Here is a 22170-nt window from a genome sequence, read left to right on the forward strand (position 1 = left end):
GCTCAGCAAGCCGGAGCGACACAGGCAGAAGAAGGAGCCGATCGGTGACCAGCACGCTCGAGACCCAGTCCACGCCCACCGGAGAGCCCTCCGGGCACGTCCGCGACGTCGGCGTGGCGATCATCGGATCGGGCTTCGCCGGCCTGTGCATGGCGATCGCCCTGAAGCGACGGGGCGAGACCGACCTCGTCCTCCTGGAGCGGGCGCACGACGTCGGCGGCACCTGGCGGGACAACACCTATCCGGGTGCGGCCTGCGACGTGCAGTCCAACCTCTACTCGTTCTCCTTCGCGCTGAACCCCGACTGGGGGCGCTCCTACTCCGAGCAGCCCGAAATCCAGGCCTACCTGCAGCGGGTCGCGAAGGACTTCGACGTCCGCCGGCACTGCGTCTTCGGCGCCGAGGTCACCGCGGCCCGGTGGGACGACGCGGCGCGTCGCTGGCTGGTCTCGACGACCGCCGGTGAGTTCCGGGCCCGCATCCTCGTCTCCGCCGCCGGCGCGCTGGCCGACCCCACCTATCCCGACATCCCCGGCCTGGACACCTTCACCGGCACCGTCATGCACTCCGCGCGCTGGGACGCCTCGCACGACCTCGCGGGCGAGAAGGTCGCCGTCATCGGCACCGGCGCCTCGGCCATCCAGGTGGTCCCGGCGATCCAGCCGGTCGTGGAGAGCATCACCGTGTACCAGCGCACCCCCGCGTGGGTCGTGCCCCGCACCGACCACCCGGTCAAGCCGCTCGTGCAGCGCCTCTACCGGCGCGTGCCCGGCTTCCAGAAGGCCGTCCGCGCCGGCCTCTACCTGTTCCGCGAGTTCCTCGTCATCGGGCTGGCCAAGCGGCGGCGATTCCTCAAGCCGGTGGCCAAGCTGGCCAAGGCGCACCTCGAGCGCCAGGTGCGGGACCCGAAGCTGCGGAAGGCTCTCACCCCGGACTACACGATCGGCTGCAAGCGCATCCTGATCAGCAACGACTACTTCCCCGCCGTCGCGGCGCCCAACGCCGAGCTCGTCACCGCCGGCATCAGCGAGGTCCACCCGCGCTCGATCGTGAGCAGGGACGGCGTCGAGCGGCCCACGGACACGATCGTGCTGGCCACCGGTTTCCACGTGACCGACCTGCCGATCGCGGAGAAGATCCGCGGCCGCGACGGACGCAGCCTGGCCGAGGTCTGGGTGGACGGCATGCTGAGCAACCGCAGCGCCACCGTCGCCGGCTTCCCCAACATGTTCCTGCTGGTCGGGCCGAACGTCGGCGTCGGCCACACGTCGATGGTCTACATGATCGAGTCGCAGGTGAACTACGTCGACGACGCCCTGCAGACGATGGACGCCGAGTCCCTGGAGGTCCTGGAGACCACCCGCGAGGCGCAGGAGGCCTACCGCGCGCTGATCGCCGAGAAGTCGAAGGGCACGGTGTGGCTCGGCGGTGGCTGCTCCAGCTGGTACCTCGACGAGCACGGGCACAACACCACCCTGTGGCCGGACTTCACCTTCCGGTTCCGCAAGCTCACGAGGAAGCTCGACCGCGAGAACTACGTCGGCGTCCCGGCCGGCGCCCCGGCGAGCACGCCGGAGGTGGCGGCATGAGCGCGGGCACCGTGCTCCGTCGCGTCGCCGCCGTCCGCACCGGCGACGGCGCGCTGATCCACGCCGTCGTCGACGGGTCCGACGACGCACCGGTCACCCTCGTCCTGGCTCACGGCTGGACGCTGGCGCAGGCGTCGTGGGACGACGTCGCACAGCTCCTGACCCCGGAGGTCGCCGCCGGCGAGCTGCGGGTGATCCGCTACGACCAGCGCGGCCACGGCCGGTCGACGTGGGGCCGCTACGCGAAGGACGTCGGCGAGCTCTCGATCGACCAGCTCGGCGCCGACCTCGGCGACCTGCTCGACCAGCTCGTCCCGACCGGTCCGGTGGTGCTGGGCGGGCACTCCATGGGCGGCATGACCATCATGTGCCTGGCCGCGGCCCGGCCCGAACTGTTCACCGAGCGCGTGCGGGGTGTGGCCCTGGTGTCGACGTCGGCCGGCGACCTCGCCCCGTCCGGCGAGAAGCTCGCCGAGCGGCTGCAGCTCAAGCTGGCCCCCGGCATGGTGACCGCCGCGATCGGCGGCGCGCGGGCCGTCGATCGGATCCGTCAGCTGGTACCGCCGTCGCACCCCCGGCACCGGAAGATCGTCCGCGAGCTGCTGTACGGGGCCGACGCGACCGACGAGATGGTCATCGCGGGAGCCGAGATCATGCACGCCTCGACCGTGCGGGCCTTCGCCGCGTTCTACCCGGCGCTGGGCGAGCACGACAAGCGCAGCGAGCTGAAGGCGCTGACGGGGGTGCCGGTGGAGGTCCTCGTCGGCGACAGCGACAAACTGACGCCCCAGCGGCACAGCCGGCAGCTGGCCGAGGCGCTGCCGGGTGCGGCGCTGCACGTGGCGGAGCGCACGGGGCACATGCTGATCCAGGAACGGCCGCGCCTGGTGGCCGACGCGATCGAGCGGCTGCTGGCCGCCGCGACCGCCGGCCGGCACGCCGCCTGACCGCCCGGTGATGGCGGCGTCCTCCACGCCCGGCCCACCCCGGCTGCGCCGCACCGCGGGTGACCGCCGGGCGCAGCTGGTCCGGATCGGCCTCGAGCTGCTGCCGACCACCCCGGTGCAGGAGCTGACCATCGACGAGGTGGCCCGCCGGGCGGGCATCAGCCGCAGCCTGCTGTTTCACTACTTCGCGTCCAAGCGCGAGTACTACACCGCGGTCACCCGGGCGGCGGCCGACTTCATGCTCGACCACCTCCTGCCCCCTCCCGGCACGTCGCCGGAGGAGCAGGTCACCGGGATGCTGGACCGCTACGTCGGGTGGGTGGAGACCTTCCGGGAGAGCCACCTGGCGTTCGTGCGGGGCGCGAGCGGCGGCGACCCGTGGGTCGCCGAGGTCTACCAGGAGACGCGGGACCGCCTGGTCGAGGTCGCGCTGACCGCGCTGGAGCTGCCCGACGACGCCCGGCGCCGGCAGCTGGTGCTCGCCTGGTTCGCCTTCACCGAGGACCTCGTCGGCTCCTGGGCCGACGAGCCGACGATGAGCCGGCCCGAACTACTCGAGCTGCTGCGCGACGTCCTGGACCGATTGGTCCGATAGTCTCGGCCCGTGCTGATCATCCGCACCTGGTGGCAGCCGTCGTCCCGGCGGCTGTGACCTGACGCGTCCCGAGCTGCCCCTCGACGGCAGCTCGGCGGCGCACCACCCGTCGGGGACGGCGGTGGGGTGGCTCTCCTTCCCGAGGAGATCCCATGACACCCCCACTCACCCTGGCTGCGGACCAGAACTCCTTCGCTCGCGTGCAGGCGCGCAGCGCCGAGCTGGAGCGCTCGATCGCCGCGGCACCGGAGTCGTTCCGCGTCCTCACCGGCGATCGCCCGACCGGTCCGCTGCACCTCGGCCACTACTTCGGCACCCTGCTCAACCGGGTCCGCCTGCAACAGGCTGGCGTGGAGGTTCTGGTCCTGGTCGCCGACTACCAGGTGATCACCGATCGCGACCGCGGCGAGGACCTGCCCGAGGTGGTGACCGAGCTGGTTCTCGACCAACTGGCTGCGGGCCTCGACCCGGAGCGCACCACCTTCTTCTGCCACAGCGCCGTCCCCGCCCTCAACCAGCTGCTGCTGCCCTTGCTCAGCCTGGTGACCGTCGCGGAGCTGCACCGGAATCCCACAGTGAAGGCGGAGACGGCGGCCACCGGCGACCGGCCCATGTCGGGGCTGATGCTCACCTATCCGCTGCACCAGGCGGCCGACATCCTCTTCTGCGGGGCGAACCTGGTCCCGGTGGGACGCGACCAATTACCGCACCTCGAGCTGACCAGGACGGTCGCCCGCCGGTTCGCCCACCGCTACGCCCCGGTATTCGTCCAGCCCGAGGCACTGCTGGGCGACGCCCCGCTCCTCCTCGGTACCGACGGCACGAAGATGAGCAAGAGTCGGGGCAACGCGGTCTCGCTCCGCGCCGACGAGGACACGACGGCACAACTGTTCCGCCGCGCCGTCACCGATTCCGAACGGACCATCACCTACGAGCCGCAGCGCCGGCGCGAGGTGTCCGGCCTGGTGCTGCTCGGCGCGCTGTGCCGAGGCGAGGCGCCGGAGGACTTCGCCGCGGCCATCGGAGGCGGTGGCGCGACCGGCCTCAAAACGGCGGTGACCGAAGCGGTGAACGAGCGGCTGCGTCCCCTCCGCGCCCGCCGGGCGGAGCTCGCCGCGGACCCGACGATCGTCCGGGAGGTGCTGCGGCGGGGCAATGCGGTCGCGAACGAGATCGCCGGGCACACCCTGGACCGGGTGCGCACGGCCATGGGGATGCGCTACTGACGCCGCCGTCGCACGCGGCCGGGAATCAGCCCGCCAGGGACGTGGGGGCGCGGTCCGCGGCCTCGGTCACCGGCGGCTGGAGGGTGGCGACGGCGTCCGCCGCGCTCGAGCTGCCCGCCGTCATCGATTTCTTCACCGTGGCGCCGTAGACGTCGACGTACTCCTGCCCGGACAGCGTCATGATCTCGTACATGATCTCGTCGGTGATCGACCGCTCGACGAAGCGGTCACCGGCCAGGCCCTCGTAGCGGGTGAAGTCCAGCGGCTGGCCGAAGCGCACCGTCACCCGCATGACCTTCTTGCCGAACGGCAGCTTTCTCGCGGAGTAGCACATGGCCACCGGGACGACGGGCACACCGGTCTCCAGCGCCATCCGCGCGACGCCGATCTTCCCGCGGAAGAGCCGCCCGTCCGGCGAGCGCGTGCCCTCCGGGTAGATGCCCAGCAGCTTGCCGTCCCGAAGGATGCGCAGCCCGGTCTGGATGGCGTCCTCGGCGGCCGACGCGCTGGTGCGGTCGATGGGCACCTGCCCGGCACCGGAGAAGAAGGAGCGCTGGAGGAAGCCCTTCACGCCCGTGCCGGTGAAGTACTCCGCCTTCGCGAGGAAGGTGACCCGCCGCCTGACCGACAGGGGCATGAAGATCCAGTCGGCCGCCGACAGGTGGTTGCTCGCCAGGATGGCTGCACCGCTGGCGGGGACGTGCTCCAGTCCCTCGGCGCGGGGACGGAAGAGCACGCGCACCACCGGGCCGATGCCGACGAACTTGAGGAACCAGTAGAACAACACGCCTCCTTCGCGGACTGCCAGACTAGGGAGCCTGGGGGCCGTAGGACAATCGGTGCGTCCAGTGCGAGGGATCACTCGCAGTAGCCGCCGCACCACCACCAGGAGAAGCCCGTGCCCGCAACGTTCGCGCCGACGCCCGCGGTGCTGCCCGGGGCCGAGCCGTTCCGGTTCCCCGGCCGCGGCGATCAGGGGCGCACCGGTGTGCTGCTGGTGCACGGTTTCACCGGGACGCCCATGAGCATGCGCCCGTGGGGCGAGCACCTGGCCGCCGAGGGCTTCACCGTGAGCTGCCCGCTGCTGCCCGGGCACGGCACCAGCTGGCAGGACTGCAACATCAGCACCCACGAGCAGTGGACCACCGCGGTCGAGCGGGCCTTCGACGAGCTGGCCACCACCTGCGACCGCGTGTTCGTGGCGGGCCTGTCCATGGGCGGCACGCTGGCCACCCGGCTGGCCGAGGTGCGCTCCGGCGACCTCGCCGGGCTCCTGCTGGTCAACCCGGCTCTGTTCACCCAGCGCCGCGACGCCAAGGCGCTGCCGCTGCTCGCCCGGCTGACCACGAGCTGGGCCCCCATCGCCAGCGACATCAAGAAGCCGGGCATCACCGAGCTGGCCTACCCGCGGCTGCCGCTGCGGGCGATGCTGCAGCTCCGCCGGCTGTGGGCGCTCACCCGCGCCGACCTGCAGCGGGTGACCGTGCCGACCATCGTCTTCCACAGCATCGAGGACCACGTGGTGGAGCCGGCCAACAGCGAGGTGCTCCTCGCCTCCATCGCCAGCCGGGACACCACCGAGGTCGTCCTCGGGAACAGCTATCACGTCGCCACCCTCGACAACGACGCCCCGCAGATCTTCGAGCGGTCGGCGGCCTGGATCCGCGAGCGCACCCCCGCCGCCCGACCCGGGAGCGCCCCGTCGTGACGCGGGGCAGGGGCCGGCGGGACAACGGGCTGCCGGCCACGTCCTGGAGCCCGCTGCGCGACGTCGACCCGCGGGTGGGTGAGCACCTGCTCGACGTGCTCGAGGCGGCCGGCATCGCCGCTTACCTGGACCCGTCGGCCGATGTCGGGCCCTACACCCGGGAGGTCTCGCTGCCGAGCCCCCCGTCGGACCGGCTCTTCGTCGACCGCGGCCGCCAGTCCGAGGCGCGCGTGCTCGTCGAGCGGTACGCCGACGAGCACCCGCGCCGGCCCGCCGAGCCCGTCCCGGTGCGCGCCGACCTGGACGAGGACGCCGAGTGGTCGCGGATCGTGGCCGCCTACGAGGCCGAGCACGGCGCGGCGGTGGTCGACGAGCAGCCCTCGGACGCGCCGCCGCCACCGCCGCACGAGCTCTCGGTGCTCGACCTGCCCGAGGAGCACTACGAACCGCCCCCGCCCCCGCCGGTGCCGGTCCCCGCACCGCACGCGCTCTACGCCGGGCTGCTGGTCCTGCTGGGGCTGGTGCTCATCGCCACCCCGGGCTCGCTGCGCCTGTCCGCGGACCTCGGGCTGGTGCTCGGCGTCGCCGCCATCGCCGGAGGTGCGGCGATGCTGGTCTCCAGGATGCGCGACCGCTCGGAGCACGACGGGGACGACGGCGCCGTGGTGTGAGGGGTGTCGGCGCGAGTGGGGCCCGGAGGGCTCCGCGCAGCGACGACGACGGGGCTCAACGCGACGGGGGAACGGCTCCTGGTCGCGGTGTCGCCCGGAGGGCGACGATGTCATTGCGGACGAGGTCGGCGGCGCCCACCATGCCCGCCTGCGCACCGAGCTCGGCGGCCACGATCCTCGGGCCCGGGCGGAAGCCACGCCCGGGCAGCGCCCGGTCGAGCCTGGCCCGCGCCGGCCCGAGGACCATCTCGCCCAGCACGCTCACGCCACCGCCGATGACGACGACCTCGGGGTCCAGGACGGCGGCGAGGTCGGCGATCCCCTGACCGAGCCACACCCCGACCTCGGTGACCAGCTCCAGCGCCAGCGGGTCGCCGTCGTAGGCCGCCCGGGCGACGTCCTCGCCGGTCAGGCGGGACGCCTGGCCCTCGACCCGCTCGAGCAGGAGCGCTGCGGCGGCCGGCGAGGTGCTCGCCACCTCGCGAGCGGTCTGCCCGAGCGCCGTGCCGCTGGCGTACTGCTCCCAGCACCCGCGGTTGCCGCAGGCGCACAGCCGTCCGTCGGGGACGACCCGCATGTGCCCCCACTCCCCCGCCACACCGTGCGCGCCGCGCTGCAGCCGGCCGTCCATCACGATCCCGCCGCCGATGCCGGTGCCGAGCGTGACCATCAGCGCCAGGTCCGCCCCGCGTGCGGCGCCGTAGCGGTACTCGGCCCACGCCGCGGCGTCGGCGTCGTTGCCCACCCACAGCGGGCGCTGCAGTCGCGCCGTGAGGTCCTTGCGGAGCGAGGAGTGCCGCCAGGCCAGGTGCGGGCTGAACAGCACGGTGTCACCGGTGCGGTCGAACCAGCCCGCGGCGCCGATGCCGACCCCCACCAGCTCGCCGTCGTGTCCGGCGGCCAGCTCCTCGGCGACGGCGGCGATGGCGTCCTCGGTGTCGGACACCGAGGCCCCGGGGGTGGCCCGCCGCGCGGTGGCCAGGATGGTGCCGTCGGGCGCCACGACCCCGCCGGCGACCTTGGTGCCGCCGATGTCGATGCCCAGCGCGGCCAGGGTCCCGGGTGCCGCGGCGCTCACGCGCCCTCCTCGCTGGCGCTCGTCAGGCGCGTTCGCGGGGCTGCTCTGCTCATGCGTGAGCTCGCAAGCTCGCTCACGCGATGTCGATCCGCTGCACCGCTCCCGTGCCGGGAGCGGTGTCGTCGCCCCGGTCGTCGCGCTCGCGCGGTGCATCCGGAGCGCCCGGTGCATCCGGTGCACCCGGTGCACCCGGAGCGGCCGCCGGACCGCTGGAGCGGACCGGTTCCCCGGCGAGATCGCGCAGCACCGAGGCGGTCGTGGCCAGCACGTCGGCGAGTGCGGCGGTCACCTCGGGGCGTTCGCCGCGCAGCACCGCCGACGCCTGGCACACGAGGCACCAGCGGCAGTCGGGCGCGTGGGCCGGCCCCGCCGCGGCGGAGTCCTCGGCGGGTCCGGCCGGTGCCCCTGCGGGCGGGCGGAGCACGTCGAGCAGCCTGCGGGCGGAGTCGGCCCAGTCGGCACCGGTGGTCATGAGCTCCTCCTCACCGAGGCCAGCAGCTCCGCCGGCCAGAGCTGTGGGTCGGGTCGGAAGGAGACCACGAGCCGGGCGTCCGCGCTCGCGGGGTCGGCCAGCCGCCCACCGGTGACCTCGCAGCGGCGCAGCAACGGGTCCAGCCGCAGCGACCGGCGGGTGCCCGCGACGGTGACGACCAGGTCGTCCTCCCAGCGGGTCAGCCCGACGGCGCCGCGCTCGGCGAACGGCAACGGGACCGTCAGCTGCCAGGCGCCGTCCAGCCGCTCGGTCGCGGGTGCGGGCAGGCCGCCGTCCTCCGGCAGCACGACGTCCTCGAGCAGCGCGGCCACGCCCTCGACGTTCGCGGGTCCGGTGGCGCCCTCGGGGACCCGGTGCACCGGGGCCAGCTGCTCCAGCGAGGTCAGCTCGGCGGTCTGCTCCTCGAGCCGGGCGCGCCACCACTCCCCCGCGTCGTCCTCCGGCAGCACTCGCGCGAGCACGGCGGCCGGCCGCAGGCCGTGCAGGCCCAGCGCGGTGACCAGCCCGCGCAGCGGCGCCGCGGTGCCGGCGCGGGGTACGGCCGCCAGGCACACGACCGTGCCGGTCGTGTCGGCCAACCGGTCGGCCGCGAGCAGCGCCTCCAGCTCCGGCACCAGCGCCAGGGCGGCGTCGACCGGACCGCGGCGGGCGGCCCCGGAGGTCACCGCCGCCGACCGGAGCGCGCCCAGCGCACGCATCCCGGGCGGCAGCAGCCGGTCCAGCCACCAGCGCAGGGTCGCCGGCAGCGCGAGCAGCGCGGCGGCCTGCTCCGACGAGCCCGCGTCCACGACCACCAGCTCCGCCCTCGCCTGCCCGAGCTCGGCGAAGAGCGCCAGCTCCGCCGTCCCGGGCAGCGACGCCACCGAGGACGCCGGGGGCAGCGTGACCTGGGGCAGCGTCGCCGCCGCGGGGACGACCGCCGCTCCCCAGAACCGCTCGACCGCTCCTCCTGCGTCCACCGTGCGCACCTCGAGCCCCGGCACGTCGGCCAGGCCGGCGACCGGTGACGGCTGACGGGTGAGCAGCAAGGTCGTGCGTCCCGCGCCGGCCGCCCGCACCGCGGCGGCCGCGGCCAGGGTGGACGTACCGGCCCCGCCGGGGCCGGTGAGGATCAGGGTGTGCACGCCGGGTCAGCCCTCGACGCGCTTCTTGAGCTCCTTGAGAGCCGTGTCCAGGATGACCTTCTCGGCCTTGCGCTTGATCATGCCGAGCATCGGGATGGAGAGGTCGATGGTGATCGAGTAGGTGACCTCGGTCCGGCCACCGGTCTCGACCAGCGTGTAGGAGCCGTCCTGGCGCTTCTGCATCTGCCCGCTGACCAGCGTCCAGCTGACCTTGCGGTCGCCGTCCCAGGTGTAGTCGAGGACGTAGTCGTCCTTCACGGCGCCGGCGTCGAGCACGAAGTGCACCCGGCGGGCGCGTCCGTCCCGGCCTTCGTCGAGCACCTCGACCTGCTTGGCCGCGGACACCCACTGCGGGTAGGCGGGGAAGTCGGCGATGACGGCCATGACGTCGGCAGCGGGGGCCTCGACGACGATCGACTGCGTGGACTGCTCGGCCATGGTCAGCAGGCTAGCGGCTCGGGATCGCCGCTGAGACGGTCCGTCACCCGTTCCGCTACTCACCGGTAGGGCCCGCCCGCTAGATTGGCCGGAACGATCCTGGTCATGGACCGGTGGGCGACGGTGCCCGGCGGCGGCCAGGGAGGAGAGGACCAGGCGTGCGCGAGTTCACCGTTCCTGTGACCACCGAGGTGCGACGCGACGCTGCGCTGACCGACATGCTGGCCGAGAACGTGGCCGGGCACGGTGGCGAGGTCGGTCTGCGGCGACGGCGCGACGGCCAGTGGCGGGATGTCACGTGGCAGCAGTTCGGCGACGAGGTCCGCGGGGTCGCCAAGGGCCTCATCGCCTCCGGTGTGGCCGCCGGCGACCGCGTGGCCCTGCAGGCGAAGACCCGCTACGAGTGGACCGTCTTCGATTTCGCGATCTGGACAGCCGGCGCAGTCGTCGTCCCCGTCTACGAGACCAGCAGCGCCGACCAGGTCGCCTGGATCCTCTCCGACTCCGGCGCCACGGCGATCGTGGTCGAGAGCCCCGAGCACGCCACGGCCGTCGAGTCCGTGCGCGGCCAGGCGCCGGCGCTGATGTCCGTCCACGTCATCGACGACGACGCCGTCGGCGCCCTGATCGCGGCCGGCAAGGACGTCCCGGACTCCGACCTGGACGCCCGCCGGGCGACGCTGGACGCCGACAGCTTGGCGACGCTGATCTACACCAGCGGCACCACCGGCCGGCCGAAGGGCTGCGAGCTCACCCACGGCAACTTCCTGTTCGAGATCCAGAACGGCATCACGCTGCTCGACCGGTTCATGAGCGTGCAGGGCTCGCTGCTGCTGTTCATCCCGCTGGCGCACGTCCTGGCCCGCGTCATGCAGGTCGGCGCGATCTACAACCGCACCGTCATCGGGCACACCCCCGACGTCAAGAACCTGCTCGAGGACCTCGGCGAGTTCAAGCCCTCGTTCGTGCTGGCCGTGCCCCGCGTCTTCGAGAAGGTCTTCAACTCGGCCAAGGCCAAGGCCGAGGGCGACGGCAAGGGCAAGATCTTCGACAGGGCCGCCCAGGTCGCCATCGACTGGTCGCGGGCCCAGGACACCGGCGGCCCCGGCATCGGCCTGCGCGTCCAGCACGCCCTGTTCGACAAGCTGGTCTACGGCAAGCTGCGCGCCGCGCTGGGTGGCCGCTGCCTGGGCGCCATCTCCGGCGGGGCCCCGCTCGGCGAGCGGCTCGGGCACTTCTTCCGCGGCATCGGGGTCACCGTCTTCGAGGGCTACGGCCTGACCGAGACCACCGCGGCCGCCTCGGTCAACCACGACGAAGCCTTGCGCATCGGCACCGTCGGGCAGCCGCTGCCCGGTGTCACGTTCCGGATCGCCGACGACGGCGAGGTGCTCATCAAGGGCGGCATCGTCATGCGCGGCTACTGGAACAACGCGGACGCCACCGCGGAGGCGATCGACTCCGAGGGCTTCTTCCACACCGGCGACATCGGTGAGCTCGACTCGGGCGGCTTCCTCAAGATCACCGGCCGCAAGAAGGAGATCCTGGTGACCGCGGGTGGCAAGAACGTCGCCCCCGCCGTCCTCGAGGACCGGCTGCGCTCCCACCGGCTGGTCAGCCAGTGCATCGTCGTCGGCGACCAGCGGCCGTTCATCGCGGCGCTGATCACGCTCGACGACGAGGCGCTGCCCCAGTGGCTGGAGTCCAAGGGCAAGCCCGCCGACCAGACGGTCGAGCAGGTGCGTGAGGACGCCGACCTGAAGGCCGAGATCGACGCGGCCGTGAAGGACGCGAACAAGGCCGTCTCGCAGGCCGAGGCGATCAAGAAGTTCCACATCCTCGGCACCGACTTCACCGAGGACAACGGGATGCTCACCCCGAGCCTGAAGCTCAAGCGCTCCGTGGTCATGAAGGAGTTCGGCGACGAGGTCGAGGCGCTCTACACGCGCTGACGCACTCGCCGCACCGAGGCCCGCCCCGCACCGCGGGGCGGGCCTCGCTGCGTTCAGGCGTCTCTGCGTTCAAAGCTCGATCAGCTCGGCGAAGGTCGCCGCGATCGTCGTCCAGGACCAGCTCTGCTCCACCCACGCGCGCCCGGCCGCACCCATGGCCCGGGCCCGCGCCGGGTCGTCCAGCAGGTCCGCGATCGTGGTGGCCACCGCGGTGGGTGACCGCGGGTCGACGACGTGCCCGGTGACCCCCTCGCGCACCGCCTCCGGCGCGCCGCCCGACGTCCCCGCCACGACGGGCCGTCCGCACGCGGCCGCCTCTAGGAAGACCATGCCCAGGCCCTCGACGTCGAGCCCGGCGCGGCGGGTGCGGCACGGCATGGCGAACACGTCCCCGGCCGCGTAGTGGGCCGGGAGCTCGGCGGGGTCCACCCCTCCGGTGAGGACGACGGAGTGCGCCAGGCCGCGCGCAGCGACAGCGCGCCGGAGCGCCGCCTCGTCGGGTCCCCCACCGACCAGGAGCAGCCGGGCGGACGGATGCCGGGCGAGCACCTGCGACCACCCCTCGACCAGCACGTCCTGCCCCTTGCGGGCCACCAGCCGGGAGACGCAGACGACCACCGGGGCCTCCCCCAGGCCGTGCCGACGCCGGACCGCGGTGCCGTCGACGTCCGGGCTGAACCGGTCGACGTCGACCCCCGGGGACAGCTGCGCGAGCCGGGTGCGCCCGCCGAGCGCCGGGGCGAGCCGTCCTCGGGTGTACTCGGTGAGGTAGGTGAGCACGTCGAGCCCGTCCGCGATGCGCTGCATGACCTGGCGGCTCCCGGGCAGCGCGACCCAGCCGGTCTCGTGCCCGTGCGTGGCGCCGACCAGGTGCCCGACGCCGGCCCGGCGCAGCGTGGGGGCGAGCAGGCCCAGCGGCGCCGCGGCGCCGAAGAAGGCGCTGTCGCAGTCGTACCGGTGGACCAGGTCGACCGCGGCCCGGGCGGTGGCCCGCGTGGGCAGCAGCATGCCCGTGGGTCGGCGCACCACCGGGTAGGGCAGCGCTGCGTCGTGCTCGGCGGACCCGGGGTGGTCGGAGGCGAGCACCACCAGCGAGTCAGGGGGCCGGCGTTCCAGCAGCGCGGCGACGAAGGTCTGGATACCGCCCTGGCGCGGCGGGAAGTCGTTGGTGACGACGAGCGTCCGGGTCATGGCTCGCGCTCCGAGCGGGCCCAGTCCTGCGCCAGCGCAATCCGCTGGGCCGCCGTGGGGTGCGATCCGAAGAACCAGTGCCAGGCCGCCGGCGGGTCCGGGTCGGACAGGTTGCTGCCGGCCAGGCCGCGCTGCATGGCGATGAACGCCTCGGGGTCCTCCGTGAGGTCGAGCGCGGCCACGTCGGTCCGCGCCTCGATCTGGCGGGAGACCAGGTTCTGCACCGGCGTCGCCACCAGCGTGCCGACCGCGACCAGCAGCAGGGCCAACGGCACCACCGCCGGGTCGGCCGGGCCCTCGGCCCCGGCCCGGCGCAGCAGCCGCGGGGACGTCAGCGCCCAGCCGAGGAGGGCGACCCCGCCGGCACCCCCGAGCGCGCCGAGGAGGGTGCCGGTGAGGACGTCGTCGGCGGCCACGTGGCCGAGCTCGTGGGCCGTGATCGACTCGATCTGCTCGTCGGGCAGCCGCTCGAGCACCGTGTCGTAGACGACGATGCGGCGGGTGGAGCCGAAGCCCGAGACGTAGGCGTTGAGGGCGGTGGTGCGGCGCGAGGCGTCGGAGACCAGCACGTCCTGGACCGGGGTCCCGTTCTCCTCGGCCAGGGCGAGCAGATCGCTGCGCAGCTGTCCGGCCGGCATCGGCTCGAAGCTGTTGAAGGCCGGCTCGACGAGCACCGGCCACAGGAAGGAGCCGACGACCACCAGCACGGCGGCACCGGCGGCCGCGAGCGCCCACCACAGGCGCGAGGCGCGGCGGGCGAGCCAGACGAGGGCGACCAGCGCCAGTGCGGTCAGGGCCGCGTCGATCGCCGTCGACGTCGCCACGTCCCGCACCCACAGCCCCCAGCTGCGGGTGGACAGGCCGTACCGGTGGCGGACCACCTCGCCGTAGGCCGACAGCGGCAGCGTGACCAGCCGGCCGATCACCGCGAGAGCGAACACGCCGAGCAGCACCTGCCAACTCCAGCGCCACCGCCGGGGGGCGGGCAGCCCGCGCACCAGGCGCGCGCCGAGAGGGGTCAGTCCCAGCACGGCGGAGACGGTCAGCCCCAGCAGCAGGGAGGCGAGCGACGCGGGCCGGATCGCGGCGGCGAAGGCCTCTGCGCGATCGACCTGCTCGGCCGACAGCCCGGCCGTCGGATCGATCGCGGTGGCCCCGCCCGGCGGCTCCGGCAGCGCCTGCCAGGGGGTGCCGACGGCGACGACGACGGCGAAGGCGGCGAGGAGCACGACCGCGGTCGCCAGCGCCGCACGACGCCCGGTCATCCGACCTCCTCGGGAACGGCGGACAACCGCGGCGGCACCGTCATGGGCAGCGGGCACCGACGCCCGCCGCGTCGATCCTAGGTGGGCGCCCGGGAGCCCGACCGGGCGCGACCCGAGACGCGACGACGGGCCGGCGCCCCTCGGGAGGAGCACCGGCCCGTCGTCGGACGTCGCCGCCGCGGTCGACCCGCGACGTCTACCGCAGGGCGATCAGCCGACGATGCGGCGAGCGCTGTTGTAGCTCGGGAAGGAGTCGACGCTGTCGACCTTCACCGGCTGGCTCGAGGTGGATGCGTGCACCATCTTGCCGCCGCCGATGTACATGGCCACGTGGCTGACCGGGCTGTAGAAGAAGATCAGGTCGCCCGGCTGGAGCTCGCCCCGGGAGACCGGCCGGCCCAGCTGCGACTGGCTGCGGCTGGAGTGCGGCAGCGAGATGCCCGCGGCGCGGTAGGCGTAGGACGTCAGGCCGGAGCAGTCGAAGGCGTCCGGACCGCCGGCGCCCCACACGTAGCGGTCCCCGACCTGCGCCAGCGCGGTGTCGACCGCCACCTGGGCGGCGCCGCTGGGCGCGGCCGCAGCCGTCGGCGCGGGTGCCGCCGGGGCGCTGGAGGTCGAGGAGGGACCGGCCGAGGAGGCGGCCGCCGACGAGGGAGCGGTGCGCTGGGACCGCGAGGCCCGGGCCATCTGCTCGTCGGCCTGAGCCCGCTCCGCGGCGGCGCGCTCCGCGGCGGCGCGCTCCGCGGCGGCGCGCTCCGCGGCGGCGCGCTCGGCGGCGGCGCGCTCGGCGGCATCGAGAGCCGCGTACTGCTGTTGGTAGTCCGCGATCCTGACCTCGAGGTCGCGCTGCTTCACCTCGATCTGCTCGAGGCTCGCCTCGGCCGTCTCACGGGCCTCCCCCGCCTCGGCCCTGGCGTCCTTCGCCCGCGCAGTGGCCTTGGCGACCTCGCCGACCGCGGCGTCGTTGCGTCCCGCGAGGGCGTCGAGCGTGCCCATCTGGAAGATGACATCGTCGACGGAGTCGCTGGTCAGCATGACGTCGAGCTGGGTGAGCGATCGGCCGCCACCGGTGTAGGCGGTCCGCGCCAGCTGGCGGATCCGCCCGTCGAGGGCGGTGCGCTCCAGGTCGGCCGCGTAGGCGGCGAGCTCAGCGCTCTCCACGGCCGCCTGCTGGCGTTCGAGCTGCACCTTCGCCTCGTTGAGCTCCTCGCTCACGATCTCCAGCTCACGGCTGGCCGCAGCGACGAGCTGCGCCGCCTCGGCGGTGCTGGTGGCGCGGCCCGGCTCCGCGGAGGCGGTGCCCGGGACCATGGTGAAGGTCAGCGCGGTGGTGGCACCGATGAGCAGGCCGGCGCGGAGGCGGCCCACCCGGCGGACGGGGCCGGCCGGAGGATCGGGGCGGAAGGGTGCGAGGACATGCGTCGATGAAGCGTGCGGGGTCGCCACGAGCGGCGGCTCTCCATTTCTTCCTCTTCACCGCCTACCGAGTTAGCTGACGGGTTCGGGCTGGGAAGACTGGCCCTATCCCCTGCTCACCGGCGAACCGGCCCCACAGGGGAACTCACCCCGGAACTGCGGTGGGTCCCCGGCTCACCTCGGACGACCGTCGGCCGTCGTGCGGTGATTAGGCGGTGTCCGGCCGAGGCCACCCCTTGGCGGATGACGACCACCCGGTCGGACGGCGACGACCATACGTTCGTGATGTTGGTGTGACAAACCGAGGCAGGCGGTAAACCTGTGACGAGAATCTCGCCGCGCTCCGCGCGCCTCCCCGATGAAAGCCCTGCGTAGGGGTAGAAGCACGGTCCGGAGCCGTCGAGCCCGCCCTCCAGTCCGCCCTCGAGTCCGCCCTCGAGCCCGCCGTGAGGACGTCAGCCGGTCCGTCGATCGGGCGAGATGCCGCCGTCGTCGGCCGCCTCGGAGCCGTCGCGGTGACGCAGGGGCGGCACCAGCCCGTACTCGGCCAGCGCGCGGACGGCCCGGCGTTCGACGTCGTCGAACTCCACGACCACACCGGGCGGTGGCACCACGACGTCCTCGGCGGCCGGCGTCGGCCCGCCGCTGCGGGCGCGGCCGGCCATCGGCACCACGACCGGGTCGACGCCCTCCCAGCCTGGTGGAGCACCGAGCAGCACGGTGACGACGCAGTCGGTGCAGCCGGTGCCCCGGACGGTGCAGGTATCGCAGTCGATGAGCATGTCTCTCCTCCGTGAGTCATGCGCACGGTAGGAGCGGCCACCGACAATCCCGTCGCGGACGGTCAGCTCCCTGCGTACTCCCAGTGCCACGGCTCCTCGCGACCGTTGCCGGGATCGGCCCACGTCGGGTGCAGGAAGCCGAAGCGCCCGGCATTGGTCACCATCCAGCCGTACTGCGGCGTCCCGAAGGTCTCGATGCCGCCGCACAGGTCGACGGCCAGCCCCCAGCCGTGGTTGCTCGTCCCGGGGACCGCGGCCAGCGCGGGCTTCTCGCCGTAGAGCTTCACCTGGCCGGCGTAGGTCCGGTAGGAGTCGGTGATGCAGGGCGGCCTGCCGAACGCCGCGGCGTAGGCCGCCGACATGGCCCGGTAGGCCGCGGCGGCGTCGCAGCGCAGCGAGTGCCCAGCCGCGCCCAGCGGGCACATCGCACTGGGCGGGATGAGCCCGTTGGGGTACCCGCCCCACTGACGCGCCCCGCCGTAGGTGGGCGGGTAGACGGCGTTGCCGCACTCCACGCGCAGCGCGCCCCCGGTCGGGCCGGGCGCCGGCACGGGTGCGCGCCGGCCGAGGCTCGGCCGACCGACGCCGAGCACCTGGCCGCTGGGCAGGGTGCGCACCACGACCGCACCCGCCCTGGCGTCGGCGGCGAGCATGGTGCGCGGGTCGAGTGCGATCCCCACGTGCCCGAGACCGGCCTCCGGGGTGCCGAGGAAGACCAGGTCACCCGGGAGCACGTCGGCGGCGGCGACCGGGGCCGTGACGGCGAAGAGCTCCGCCTGGCTCCCGGGCAGCGCGATGCCGGCCCGCCCGTAGACCGACTGCACCAGCGAGCCGCAGTCCCAGGACTCGGGACCGGCGGTCCCCGGTGCGTAGGGCAGTCCCAGCGCCTCCATGGCCGCGGTCACCGCCGCGAGCGTCTCGGCGGGCAGCACGAGGAGCGAGGCGGGCCGGCCGGGCAGCTGGGCGGCCCCGCGCTGGGCACCGCCGCCGGCGGCACCGACCGGCACCAGGCGCTCGGGCAGGCGTGCGGCGGGATCGCCCAGCTCTGCCGACGGCGGCCGGACGATCCCGGCGGTGGTCAGCTGGTCGAGGTAGCCCCGCCAGCTCGCCGCCGTCCTGTCGTTGACCTCGACCTGCTCGCGCTGGAGCTGCGCCAGCTGGCGGTCCACCGCCCCGAGCGCGGCGTCCAGCTCGTCGGTCACCGCCGAGGCCGCCGCCTCGAGCTCGGCCACCCTGACCCCCACCTCGTCGGCGCGGACCCGCGCCTGCTCGAGCGCGGCCGCGGCCTCCTGCTGCTGCGCGACGGCGGCCCGCCGCTGCTCCTCCGCCGCACCGATCACCGCGGCGGCGTGCCGGTCGACGACGTCGAGGAAGCTCAGCGCCGACACCACGTCGCCGGGACCCCCGCCGCTGAGCAGCAGCGTCAGGGGCGTCAGCGCCCCGCCGTCGCGGTAGACGGCCGAGGCGTACCGGGCGACGAGCCGCTGGTGCCCGACCAGCTCCCCCTCGGCGTCGCCGAGCACCGCCTCGGCATCGGCCACGGCGTCCTGGGCCGCGGCGAGCGCCTCGCGCGCGGCCACCACCTCGCCCTGCTGCTCCTGGAGACCGCGCTGGACCTCCGAGGCCCGCTGCTGCAGCTCGTCGAGCGCGCGGCTGTCGAGGACGCCGGAGGTGCCTCCCGGCTGGTCGCTGGGCGCGGCCGACGCAGCGGTCGCGGTCCCGACCAGCGCGAGGACGGCCAGCGGCACGAGCAGCCGCGCCGGACGGCCGCGCGCCAGACGCGGAGCCCCGGGCCGCCGGGAGCGCCACGGGGAGCGGGGGGACATCGGACCACCTTTGCGGATCTGGGCCTGGTCGCCCACCGCTGGAATGTTGTCCCGATCACCCGCGAAGCGCCAGGTGAGCGGCCCTGTTGTGCCCGGGCGGGCGAATCGTGCCGCACTACCGGAGCGGATCGGGTCGGCGCGGCGTCCCGGGACTGTCGGCACCCCGACCTACCGTCCGGCCCGTGAGCTCCTCCCCCACCCCTCCGCCCTACGTGCAGGGCACGATCGAGGAACTGGGCACGCCGCTGGCCGAGGTCACCTTCGTGGTCGTCGACCTCGAGACCACCGGGGGCTCGCCGAAGGACGACGCGATCACCGAGATCGGGGCGGTGAAGGTGCGCGGCGGCGTGGTGCTGGGCGAGTTCCAGACGCTGGTCGACCCCGGCAGGGCGATCCCGCCCTACATCAGCGTGCTCACCGGGATCACGACGTCGATGGTCGCCGCCGCGCCCCGGATCGCCACGGTGCTGCCCGCGTTCCTCGAGTTCGCCCGCGGCGCGGTGCTGGTCGCGCACAACGCCCCTTTCGACCTCGGGTTCCTCAAGGCGGCGTGCGCGGCGAGCGGGGTGCTGTGGCCGCCGGCCGCGTCGGTCGACACCGCCGTGCTGGCGCGCAGGCTGCTCAGCCGCGACGAGGTGCCCAACTGCAAGCTGGCCACCCTCGCGCCCTTCTTCTCCGCCACCACCTCACCCACGCACCGCGCGCTGGACGACGCCCGGGCCACCGTCGACGTCCTGCACGGGCTCTTCGAACGGCTCGGCCCGCTCGGCGTCTCCTCGCTCGAGGAGCTGACCGGGCTCACCCGGCAGGTCGACCCCGAACGCCGGCGCAAGCGCCACCTGGCCGACGCCGTCCCGCACGGCCCCGGCGTCTACCTCTTCCGCGGCCCGCGCGACGAGCCCCTCTACGTGGGCACGTCGACCGATCTGCGCACCCGGGTGCGCAGCTACTTCACCTCCGGGGAGCAGCGCAGCCGGATCACCGAGATGGTGGCGCTGTCCCAGCGCGTGGACGCGATCCCGTGCGCCCACGCGCTGGAGGCGGCGGTGCGCGAACTGCGGCTGATCGCCGAGCACAAACCGCGGTACAACCGCCGGTCCCGCTTCCCCGAGCGCGCCCTGTGGGTCCGGCTCACCGACGAGCCCTTCCCTCGGCTCTCCGTGGTCCGCCGCGTGCGCCCGGGCGCCGGGGTCTTCCTCGGGCCCTTCCCGGACCGGCGGGCGGCCGATGCCGCCGTCGCGGCGGTGCACGAGGCGCTGCCGCTGCGGCAGTGCACCGCCCGCATCCCGGCGCGCGCCCCCGCCGGCTCGGCCTGCGCGCTGTTCGACATGGGCCGCTGCGGTGCCCCCTGCACGGGGGCCCAGTCCGTGACGGCGTACGCCGACGTCGCCGCGGTGCTGCGCGCGGCGGTCGCCTGCGATCCCACCGCGCTGGTCAGCCCGCTGCTCGACCGCGTCGAGCGCCTGGCCGCGGAGGAGCGCTACGAGGACGCCGCCGTCCTCCGCGATCGCGTGGCCGTCCTGCTCCGGGCGGTGCGCCGGCGGCAACGGCTGGAGTCGCTCGCCGCGGTCACCGAACTCGTGCTCGCCCGACCCGACGGCGCGGGCGGCTGGGAGCTGTCCGTCGTGCGCCGCGGCCGGCTGGTGTCCGCCGGGGTGGCCCCGCGGGGCGCGTCGGTCCGCGCCACCCTGGCCGGCCTGCTCGGCACCGCGGAGACCCCGCTCGGTCCCGACGGCGAGATCGCGGCGTCGGTCGACGAGACCGAGCTCGTCCTGCGCTGGATGGAGAAGCCGGGCACCCGGCTGGTCGAGCTGGACGGCACGCTCGCCAGCCCGGCACCGGGCACCGGCCCGTTCAGCCGGTTCCTCGCGATGGCCGACGGCAGCGGCGCCGGCCGCGACCCGTTCGCCGACGGACGCTCGCTGGGCACGCGAGCGCGGCCGGACCGGATCTCCACGGGCGGAGGCACCGCTCCGCGGAGCCGGATAGCATCGCCGGCGTGATCACCGCCATCGTGATGATCGATACCGCCACCGATTCGATCCCCGAGGTGGCTGCGGCGATCGCCGACCTCGACGGGGTCAGCGAGGTCTACTCCACAGCCGGCGAGGTCGATCTCATCGCCCTCGTCCGGGTGCGCGAGTTCGACCAGATCGCCGAGGTGATCGCCGGCCGCATCAGCAAGGTCCCCGGCGTGCTCGAGACGGAGACGCACATCGCCTTCCGGGCGTACTCGCGCCACGACCTCGAGTCGGCGTTCGCGATCGGGTTCGAGTCGGCCGACTGAAGGAGGTCCCGGTCCTCACCCCTCGCGGGCTCGAGGTGGGCCTCCGGACGGGGCCGCGGGGCTACGGCCGGCCGGCGTCGCGTACGGCGCAGCTCACCGTCACCCAACGGTCCAGCAGGGCTGCGGCACGGCCGTCGTCGATGGCCGCGCTCGCCCGGGCCAGCCCGGCGGCGAGCCCCTCGTGCAGGCCGTCGGAGTGCTCGTCGAAGGCGGCCAGCGCCGCGGCCGCGTTCAGCACGACGGCGTCCCGCACCGGCCCTCGCTCGCCGTCCACCACCCGCCGGAACACGTCCGCGTTGTAGGCCGGGGACCCGCCGCGCAGCGCGTCGGGAGCCGAGGCCGGGATCCCCAGGGCCGCCGGGTCCACCCGGTCGGGCACGACGACGCCGTCCCGGACCACCCACGCAGAAGACGTCGTCGCCGTCGTCAGCTCGTCCAGGCCGTCGTCCCCGCGGAAGACCACCGCCCGGCCACCCCGGGCGGCCAGGACCTCGGCCAGCACCGGCGCCATGCGCCGGTCGGCGCAGCCGATGGCAGCGGCCACCGGACGCGCGGGGTTGGTCAGCGGCCCGAGGAAGTTGAAGACCGTGGCGATGCCCATCTCCCGCCGCGGCGCACCGGCGTGCCGCATCCCGGGGTGGAACACCGGCGCGAAGAAGAATCCGATGCCGGCCTCGTGCACGCAGCGGGCGACCCCGGCGGCGGGCAGGTCGATGACCACGCCCAGCTCCTCGAGCACGTCCGCGGCCCCCGAGGAGGAGGACGCCGCGCGGCCGCCGTGCTTGGCGACCGGCGCCCCGGCGGCGGCGGTGACGACCGCCGCCATCGTGGAGATGTTCACCGTGTGCGCGCCGTCGCCCCCGGTGCCGACGATGTCCACGCACGCCAGCGGCAGCACGACCGGCGTCGCCTGGGCCAGCATCTCGGCCGCCAGACCGGAGACCTCCTGGGCCGAGGCGCCCTTGGCGCGCAGTGCGACGGCGAAGCCCGCGATCTGCGCGGGCGTCGCCTGGCCGGTCATCACCTCGCGCATGGCCCAGGCGGTCTCGTCGGCGGCGAGGTCCTGCCCGGCGAGCAGACGGTTGAGCAGCCCCGGCCAGGTCGGTGAAGGAGGAGCGGCGGTCACCGCGCAGTCACCGGACGGCGGGGCGCCGGGCGGAGCTGCGGAGCAGGTCCGCGACCAGGGCCGGGGCGTGCAGCGGGTCGACCGGCAGCGGCAGCGTCCCCTCCGCGCGCGACCAGTGGGCCAGCCAGCGGTCGGGCTGCCGGGCGATGAGGACGCACACGGCCGGGCGGTCGGGGACCTCCTGGTCCAGCTGCCGGGCCAGGGCCAGGCCACCGGTCGGCTGGGACTCGCCGTCGAGGATGCACAACGCGATGCCGCCGCCGTCGACCGCCGCGACCACCTCGTCGGCGGTGGCGCACTCGATCCAGGTCAGCGGGCCCACGTCGGGCGCGGGGCGCCGCCCCACGGCCGTGCGCACGGCGTCGCGGGTCTCGCCACGGGAGCTGTAGACCAGCACGGTGGCCGGTGCGTCGGGGGTTCCGGCTGGGCTCACGCGGGCGAGCCTAGTGGTTGGCC

At 74.4% G+C, this 22170-nt stretch carries 21 protein-coding genes and 1 riboswitch; of the genes, 9 read left to right on the top strand and 12 right to left on the bottom strand.

The window, feature by feature from the left end; all coding sequences use genetic code 11:
* Positions 1-44: 44 nt before the first annotated feature.
* The 4 genes from RM425_RS18495 (at position 45) to trpS (ending at position 4357) form a co-directional block, all read left to right on the top strand.
* Positions 45-1589: a flavin-containing monooxygenase gene (locus RM425_RS18495; RefSeq protein WP_311346692.1), complete on the top strand. Its 1545-nt coding sequence runs from the start codon at positions 45-47 to the stop codon at positions 1587-1589.
* On the top strand, positions 1586-2536 hold the full coding sequence (locus RM425_RS18500) for an alpha/beta fold hydrolase (RefSeq protein WP_311346693.1): 951 nt from the start codon (positions 1586-1588) through the stop codon (positions 2534-2536). Before RM425_RS18495 ends, RM425_RS18500 begins: the two co-directional genes overlap by 4 nt.
* 10 nt (positions 2537-2546) lie before the next feature.
* Positions 2547-3131 (top strand): TetR/AcrR family transcriptional regulator, encoded by a 585-nt coding sequence (locus RM425_RS18505; protein ID WP_311346694.1) that lies wholly within the window; start codon positions 2547-2549, stop codon positions 3129-3131.
* 152 nt (positions 3132-3283) lie between these two features.
* A complete protein-coding gene (gene trpS / locus RM425_RS18510) occupies positions 3284-4357 on the top strand; it encodes a tryptophan--tRNA ligase (protein WP_311346695.1) in 1074 nt (357 codons plus the stop codon).
* 25 nt (positions 4358-4382) lie between these two features.
* Here the strand turns inward: trpS and RM425_RS18515 are convergent, their stop codons facing one another.
* A complete protein-coding gene (locus RM425_RS18515) occupies positions 4383-5144 on the bottom strand; it encodes a lysophospholipid acyltransferase family protein (RefSeq protein WP_311346696.1) in 762 nt (253 codons plus the stop codon).
* A gap of 111 nt (positions 5145-5255) precedes the next feature.
* On the opposite strand from RM425_RS18515, the gene RM425_RS18520 reads away from it, so the two are divergent.
* Positions 5256-6065, top strand: coding sequence for an alpha/beta hydrolase (locus RM425_RS18520; protein ID WP_311346697.1), 810 nt, complete (start codon positions 5256-5258; stop codon positions 6063-6065).
* Positions 6062-6736: a hypothetical protein gene (locus tag RM425_RS18525; RefSeq protein ID WP_311346698.1), complete on the top strand. Its 675-nt coding sequence runs from the start codon at positions 6062-6064 to the stop codon at positions 6734-6736. Before RM425_RS18520 ends, RM425_RS18525 begins: the two co-directional genes overlap by 4 nt.
* Before the next feature lie 55 nt (positions 6737-6791).
* Here RM425_RS18525 and RM425_RS18530 read toward each other — a convergent pair whose 3' ends face one another.
* From RM425_RS18530 to RM425_RS18545, 4 genes are all read right to left on the bottom strand, one after another.
* Positions 6792-7814, bottom strand: a complete 1023-nt coding sequence (locus RM425_RS18530; RefSeq protein WP_311346699.1) for an ROK family glucokinase — start codon at positions 7812-7814, stop codon at positions 6792-6794.
* A gap of 73 nt (positions 7815-7887) precedes the next feature.
* Positions 7888-8286, bottom strand: coding sequence for a hypothetical protein (locus RM425_RS18535; protein ID WP_311346700.1), 399 nt, complete (start codon positions 8284-8286; stop codon positions 7888-7890).
* Entirely contained in the window at positions 8283-9431 is a 1149-nt protein-coding gene (locus RM425_RS18540; protein WP_311346701.1) for an ArsA family ATPase, read from the bottom strand. The genes RM425_RS18535 and RM425_RS18540 overlap by 4 nt, the downstream gene beginning before the upstream one ends.
* A 6-nt stretch (positions 9432-9437) precedes the next feature.
* The gene (locus RM425_RS18545; protein ID WP_311346702.1) at positions 9438-9869 is read right to left on the bottom strand and encodes an SRPBCC family protein; all 432 of its coding nucleotides are present in this window, start codon (positions 9867-9869) and stop codon (positions 9438-9440) included.
* Between the two features lie 158 nt (positions 9870-10027).
* Here RM425_RS18545 and RM425_RS18550 point away from each other — a divergent pair, with 158 nt between their 5' ends.
* Complete coding sequence (locus RM425_RS18550; protein WP_311346703.1) at positions 10028-11821, top strand: AMP-dependent synthetase/ligase; 1794 nt, start codon at positions 10028-10030, stop codon at positions 11819-11821.
* A 69-nt stretch (positions 11822-11890) separates the two neighbouring features.
* On the opposite strand, the gene RM425_RS18555 is transcribed toward RM425_RS18550, so the two are convergent.
* The 5 genes from RM425_RS18555 to RM425_RS18575 all read right to left on the bottom strand — a co-directional run bounded on the left by RM425_RS18555 (position 11891) and on the right by RM425_RS18575 (position 18301).
* Positions 11891-13012, bottom strand: coding sequence for a glycosyltransferase family 4 protein (locus tag RM425_RS18555; RefSeq protein ID WP_311346704.1), 1122 nt, complete (start codon positions 13010-13012; stop codon positions 11891-11893).
* Positions 13009-14277: a M48 family metallopeptidase gene (locus RM425_RS18560; RefSeq protein WP_311346705.1), complete on the bottom strand. Its 1269-nt coding sequence runs from the start codon at positions 14275-14277 to the stop codon at positions 13009-13011. Before RM425_RS18560 ends, RM425_RS18555 begins: the two co-directional genes overlap by 4 nt.
* Before the next feature lie 210 nt (positions 14278-14487).
* On the bottom strand, positions 14488-15645 hold the full coding sequence (locus tag RM425_RS18565) for a C40 family peptidase (RefSeq protein WP_311346706.1): 1158 nt from the start codon (positions 15643-15645) through the stop codon (positions 14488-14490).
* Positions 15646-15739: 94 nt separating this feature from the next.
* Positions 15740-15899, bottom strand: a riboswitch (cyclic di-AMP (ydaO/yuaA leader).
* 249 nt (positions 15900-16148) lie between these two features.
* Positions 16149-16475 carry a hypothetical protein gene (locus RM425_RS18570; protein ID WP_311346707.1) on the bottom strand — a complete coding sequence of 109 codons (327 nt, stop codon included), beginning with the start codon at positions 16473-16475 and terminating at the stop codon, positions 16149-16151.
* Between the two features lie 62 nt (positions 16476-16537).
* A complete protein-coding gene (locus RM425_RS18575) occupies positions 16538-18301 on the bottom strand; it encodes a D-alanyl-D-alanine carboxypeptidase family protein (protein ID WP_311346708.1) in 1764 nt (587 codons plus the stop codon).
* A gap of 182 nt (positions 18302-18483) precedes the next feature.
* Between RM425_RS18575 and RM425_RS18580 the strand changes: the two genes are divergently transcribed.
* The gene (locus RM425_RS18580; protein WP_311346709.1) at positions 18484-20304 is read left to right on the top strand and encodes a DEDD exonuclease domain-containing protein; all 1821 of its coding nucleotides are present in this window, start codon (positions 18484-18486) and stop codon (positions 20302-20304) included.
* Entirely contained in the window at positions 20301-20588 is a 288-nt protein-coding gene (locus RM425_RS18585) for an Lrp/AsnC family transcriptional regulator (RefSeq protein ID WP_311346710.1), read from the top strand. Before RM425_RS18580 ends, RM425_RS18585 begins: the two co-directional genes overlap by 4 nt.
* Before the next feature lie 61 nt (positions 20589-20649).
* Here RM425_RS18585 and trpD read toward each other — a convergent pair whose 3' ends face one another.
* Positions 20650-21714, bottom strand: coding sequence for an anthranilate phosphoribosyltransferase (trpD, locus tag RM425_RS18590; protein WP_311346711.1), 1065 nt, complete (start codon positions 21712-21714; stop codon positions 20650-20652).
* 7 nt (positions 21715-21721) lie between these two features.
* On the bottom strand, positions 21722-22147 hold the full coding sequence (locus tag RM425_RS18595; protein ID WP_311346712.1) for a hypothetical protein: 426 nt from the start codon (positions 22145-22147) through the stop codon (positions 21722-21724).
* Positions 22148-22170: the final 23 nt, after the last annotated feature.

The organism is Blastococcus goldschmidtiae (genome assembly GCF_031845325.1).
In the GTDB taxonomy this organism is placed as follows: domain Bacteria; phylum Actinomycetota; class Actinomycetes; order Mycobacteriales; family Geodermatophilaceae; genus Blastococcus; species Blastococcus goldschmidtiae.

Coding starts and splice junctions, on each gene's coding strand:
- RM425_RS18535 (WP_311346700.1), bottom strand. CDS start 8,286: ATGACCACCGGTGCCGACTGGGCCGACTCCGCCCGCAGGCTGCTCGAC.
- RM425_RS18555 (WP_311346704.1), bottom strand. CDS start 13,012: ATGACCCGGACGCTCGTCGTCACCAACGACTTCCCGCCGCGCCAGGGC.
- RM425_RS18560 (WP_311346705.1), bottom strand. CDS start 14,277: ATGACCGGGCGTCGTGCGGCGCTGGCGACCGCGGTCGTGCTCCTCGCC.
- trpS (WP_311346695.1), top strand. CDS start 3,284: ATGACACCCCCACTCACCCTGGCTGCGGACCAGAACTCCTTCGCTCGC.
- RM425_RS18500 (WP_311346693.1), top strand. CDS start 1,586: ATGAGCGCGGGCACCGTGCTCCGTCGCGTCGCCGCCGTCCGCACCGGC.
- RM425_RS18570 (WP_311346707.1), bottom strand. CDS start 16,475: ATGCTCATCGACTGCGATACCTGCACCGTCCGGGGCACCGGCTGCACC.
- RM425_RS18545 (WP_311346702.1), bottom strand. CDS start 9,869: ATGGCCGAGCAGTCCACGCAGTCGATCGTCGTCGAGGCCCCCGCTGCC.
- RM425_RS18505 (WP_311346694.1), top strand. CDS start 2,547: ATGGCGGCGTCCTCCACGCCCGGCCCACCCCGGCTGCGCCGCACCGCG.
- RM425_RS18575 (WP_311346708.1), bottom strand. CDS start 18,301: ATGTCCCCCCGCTCCCCGTGGCGCTCCCGGCGGCCCGGGGCTCCGCGT.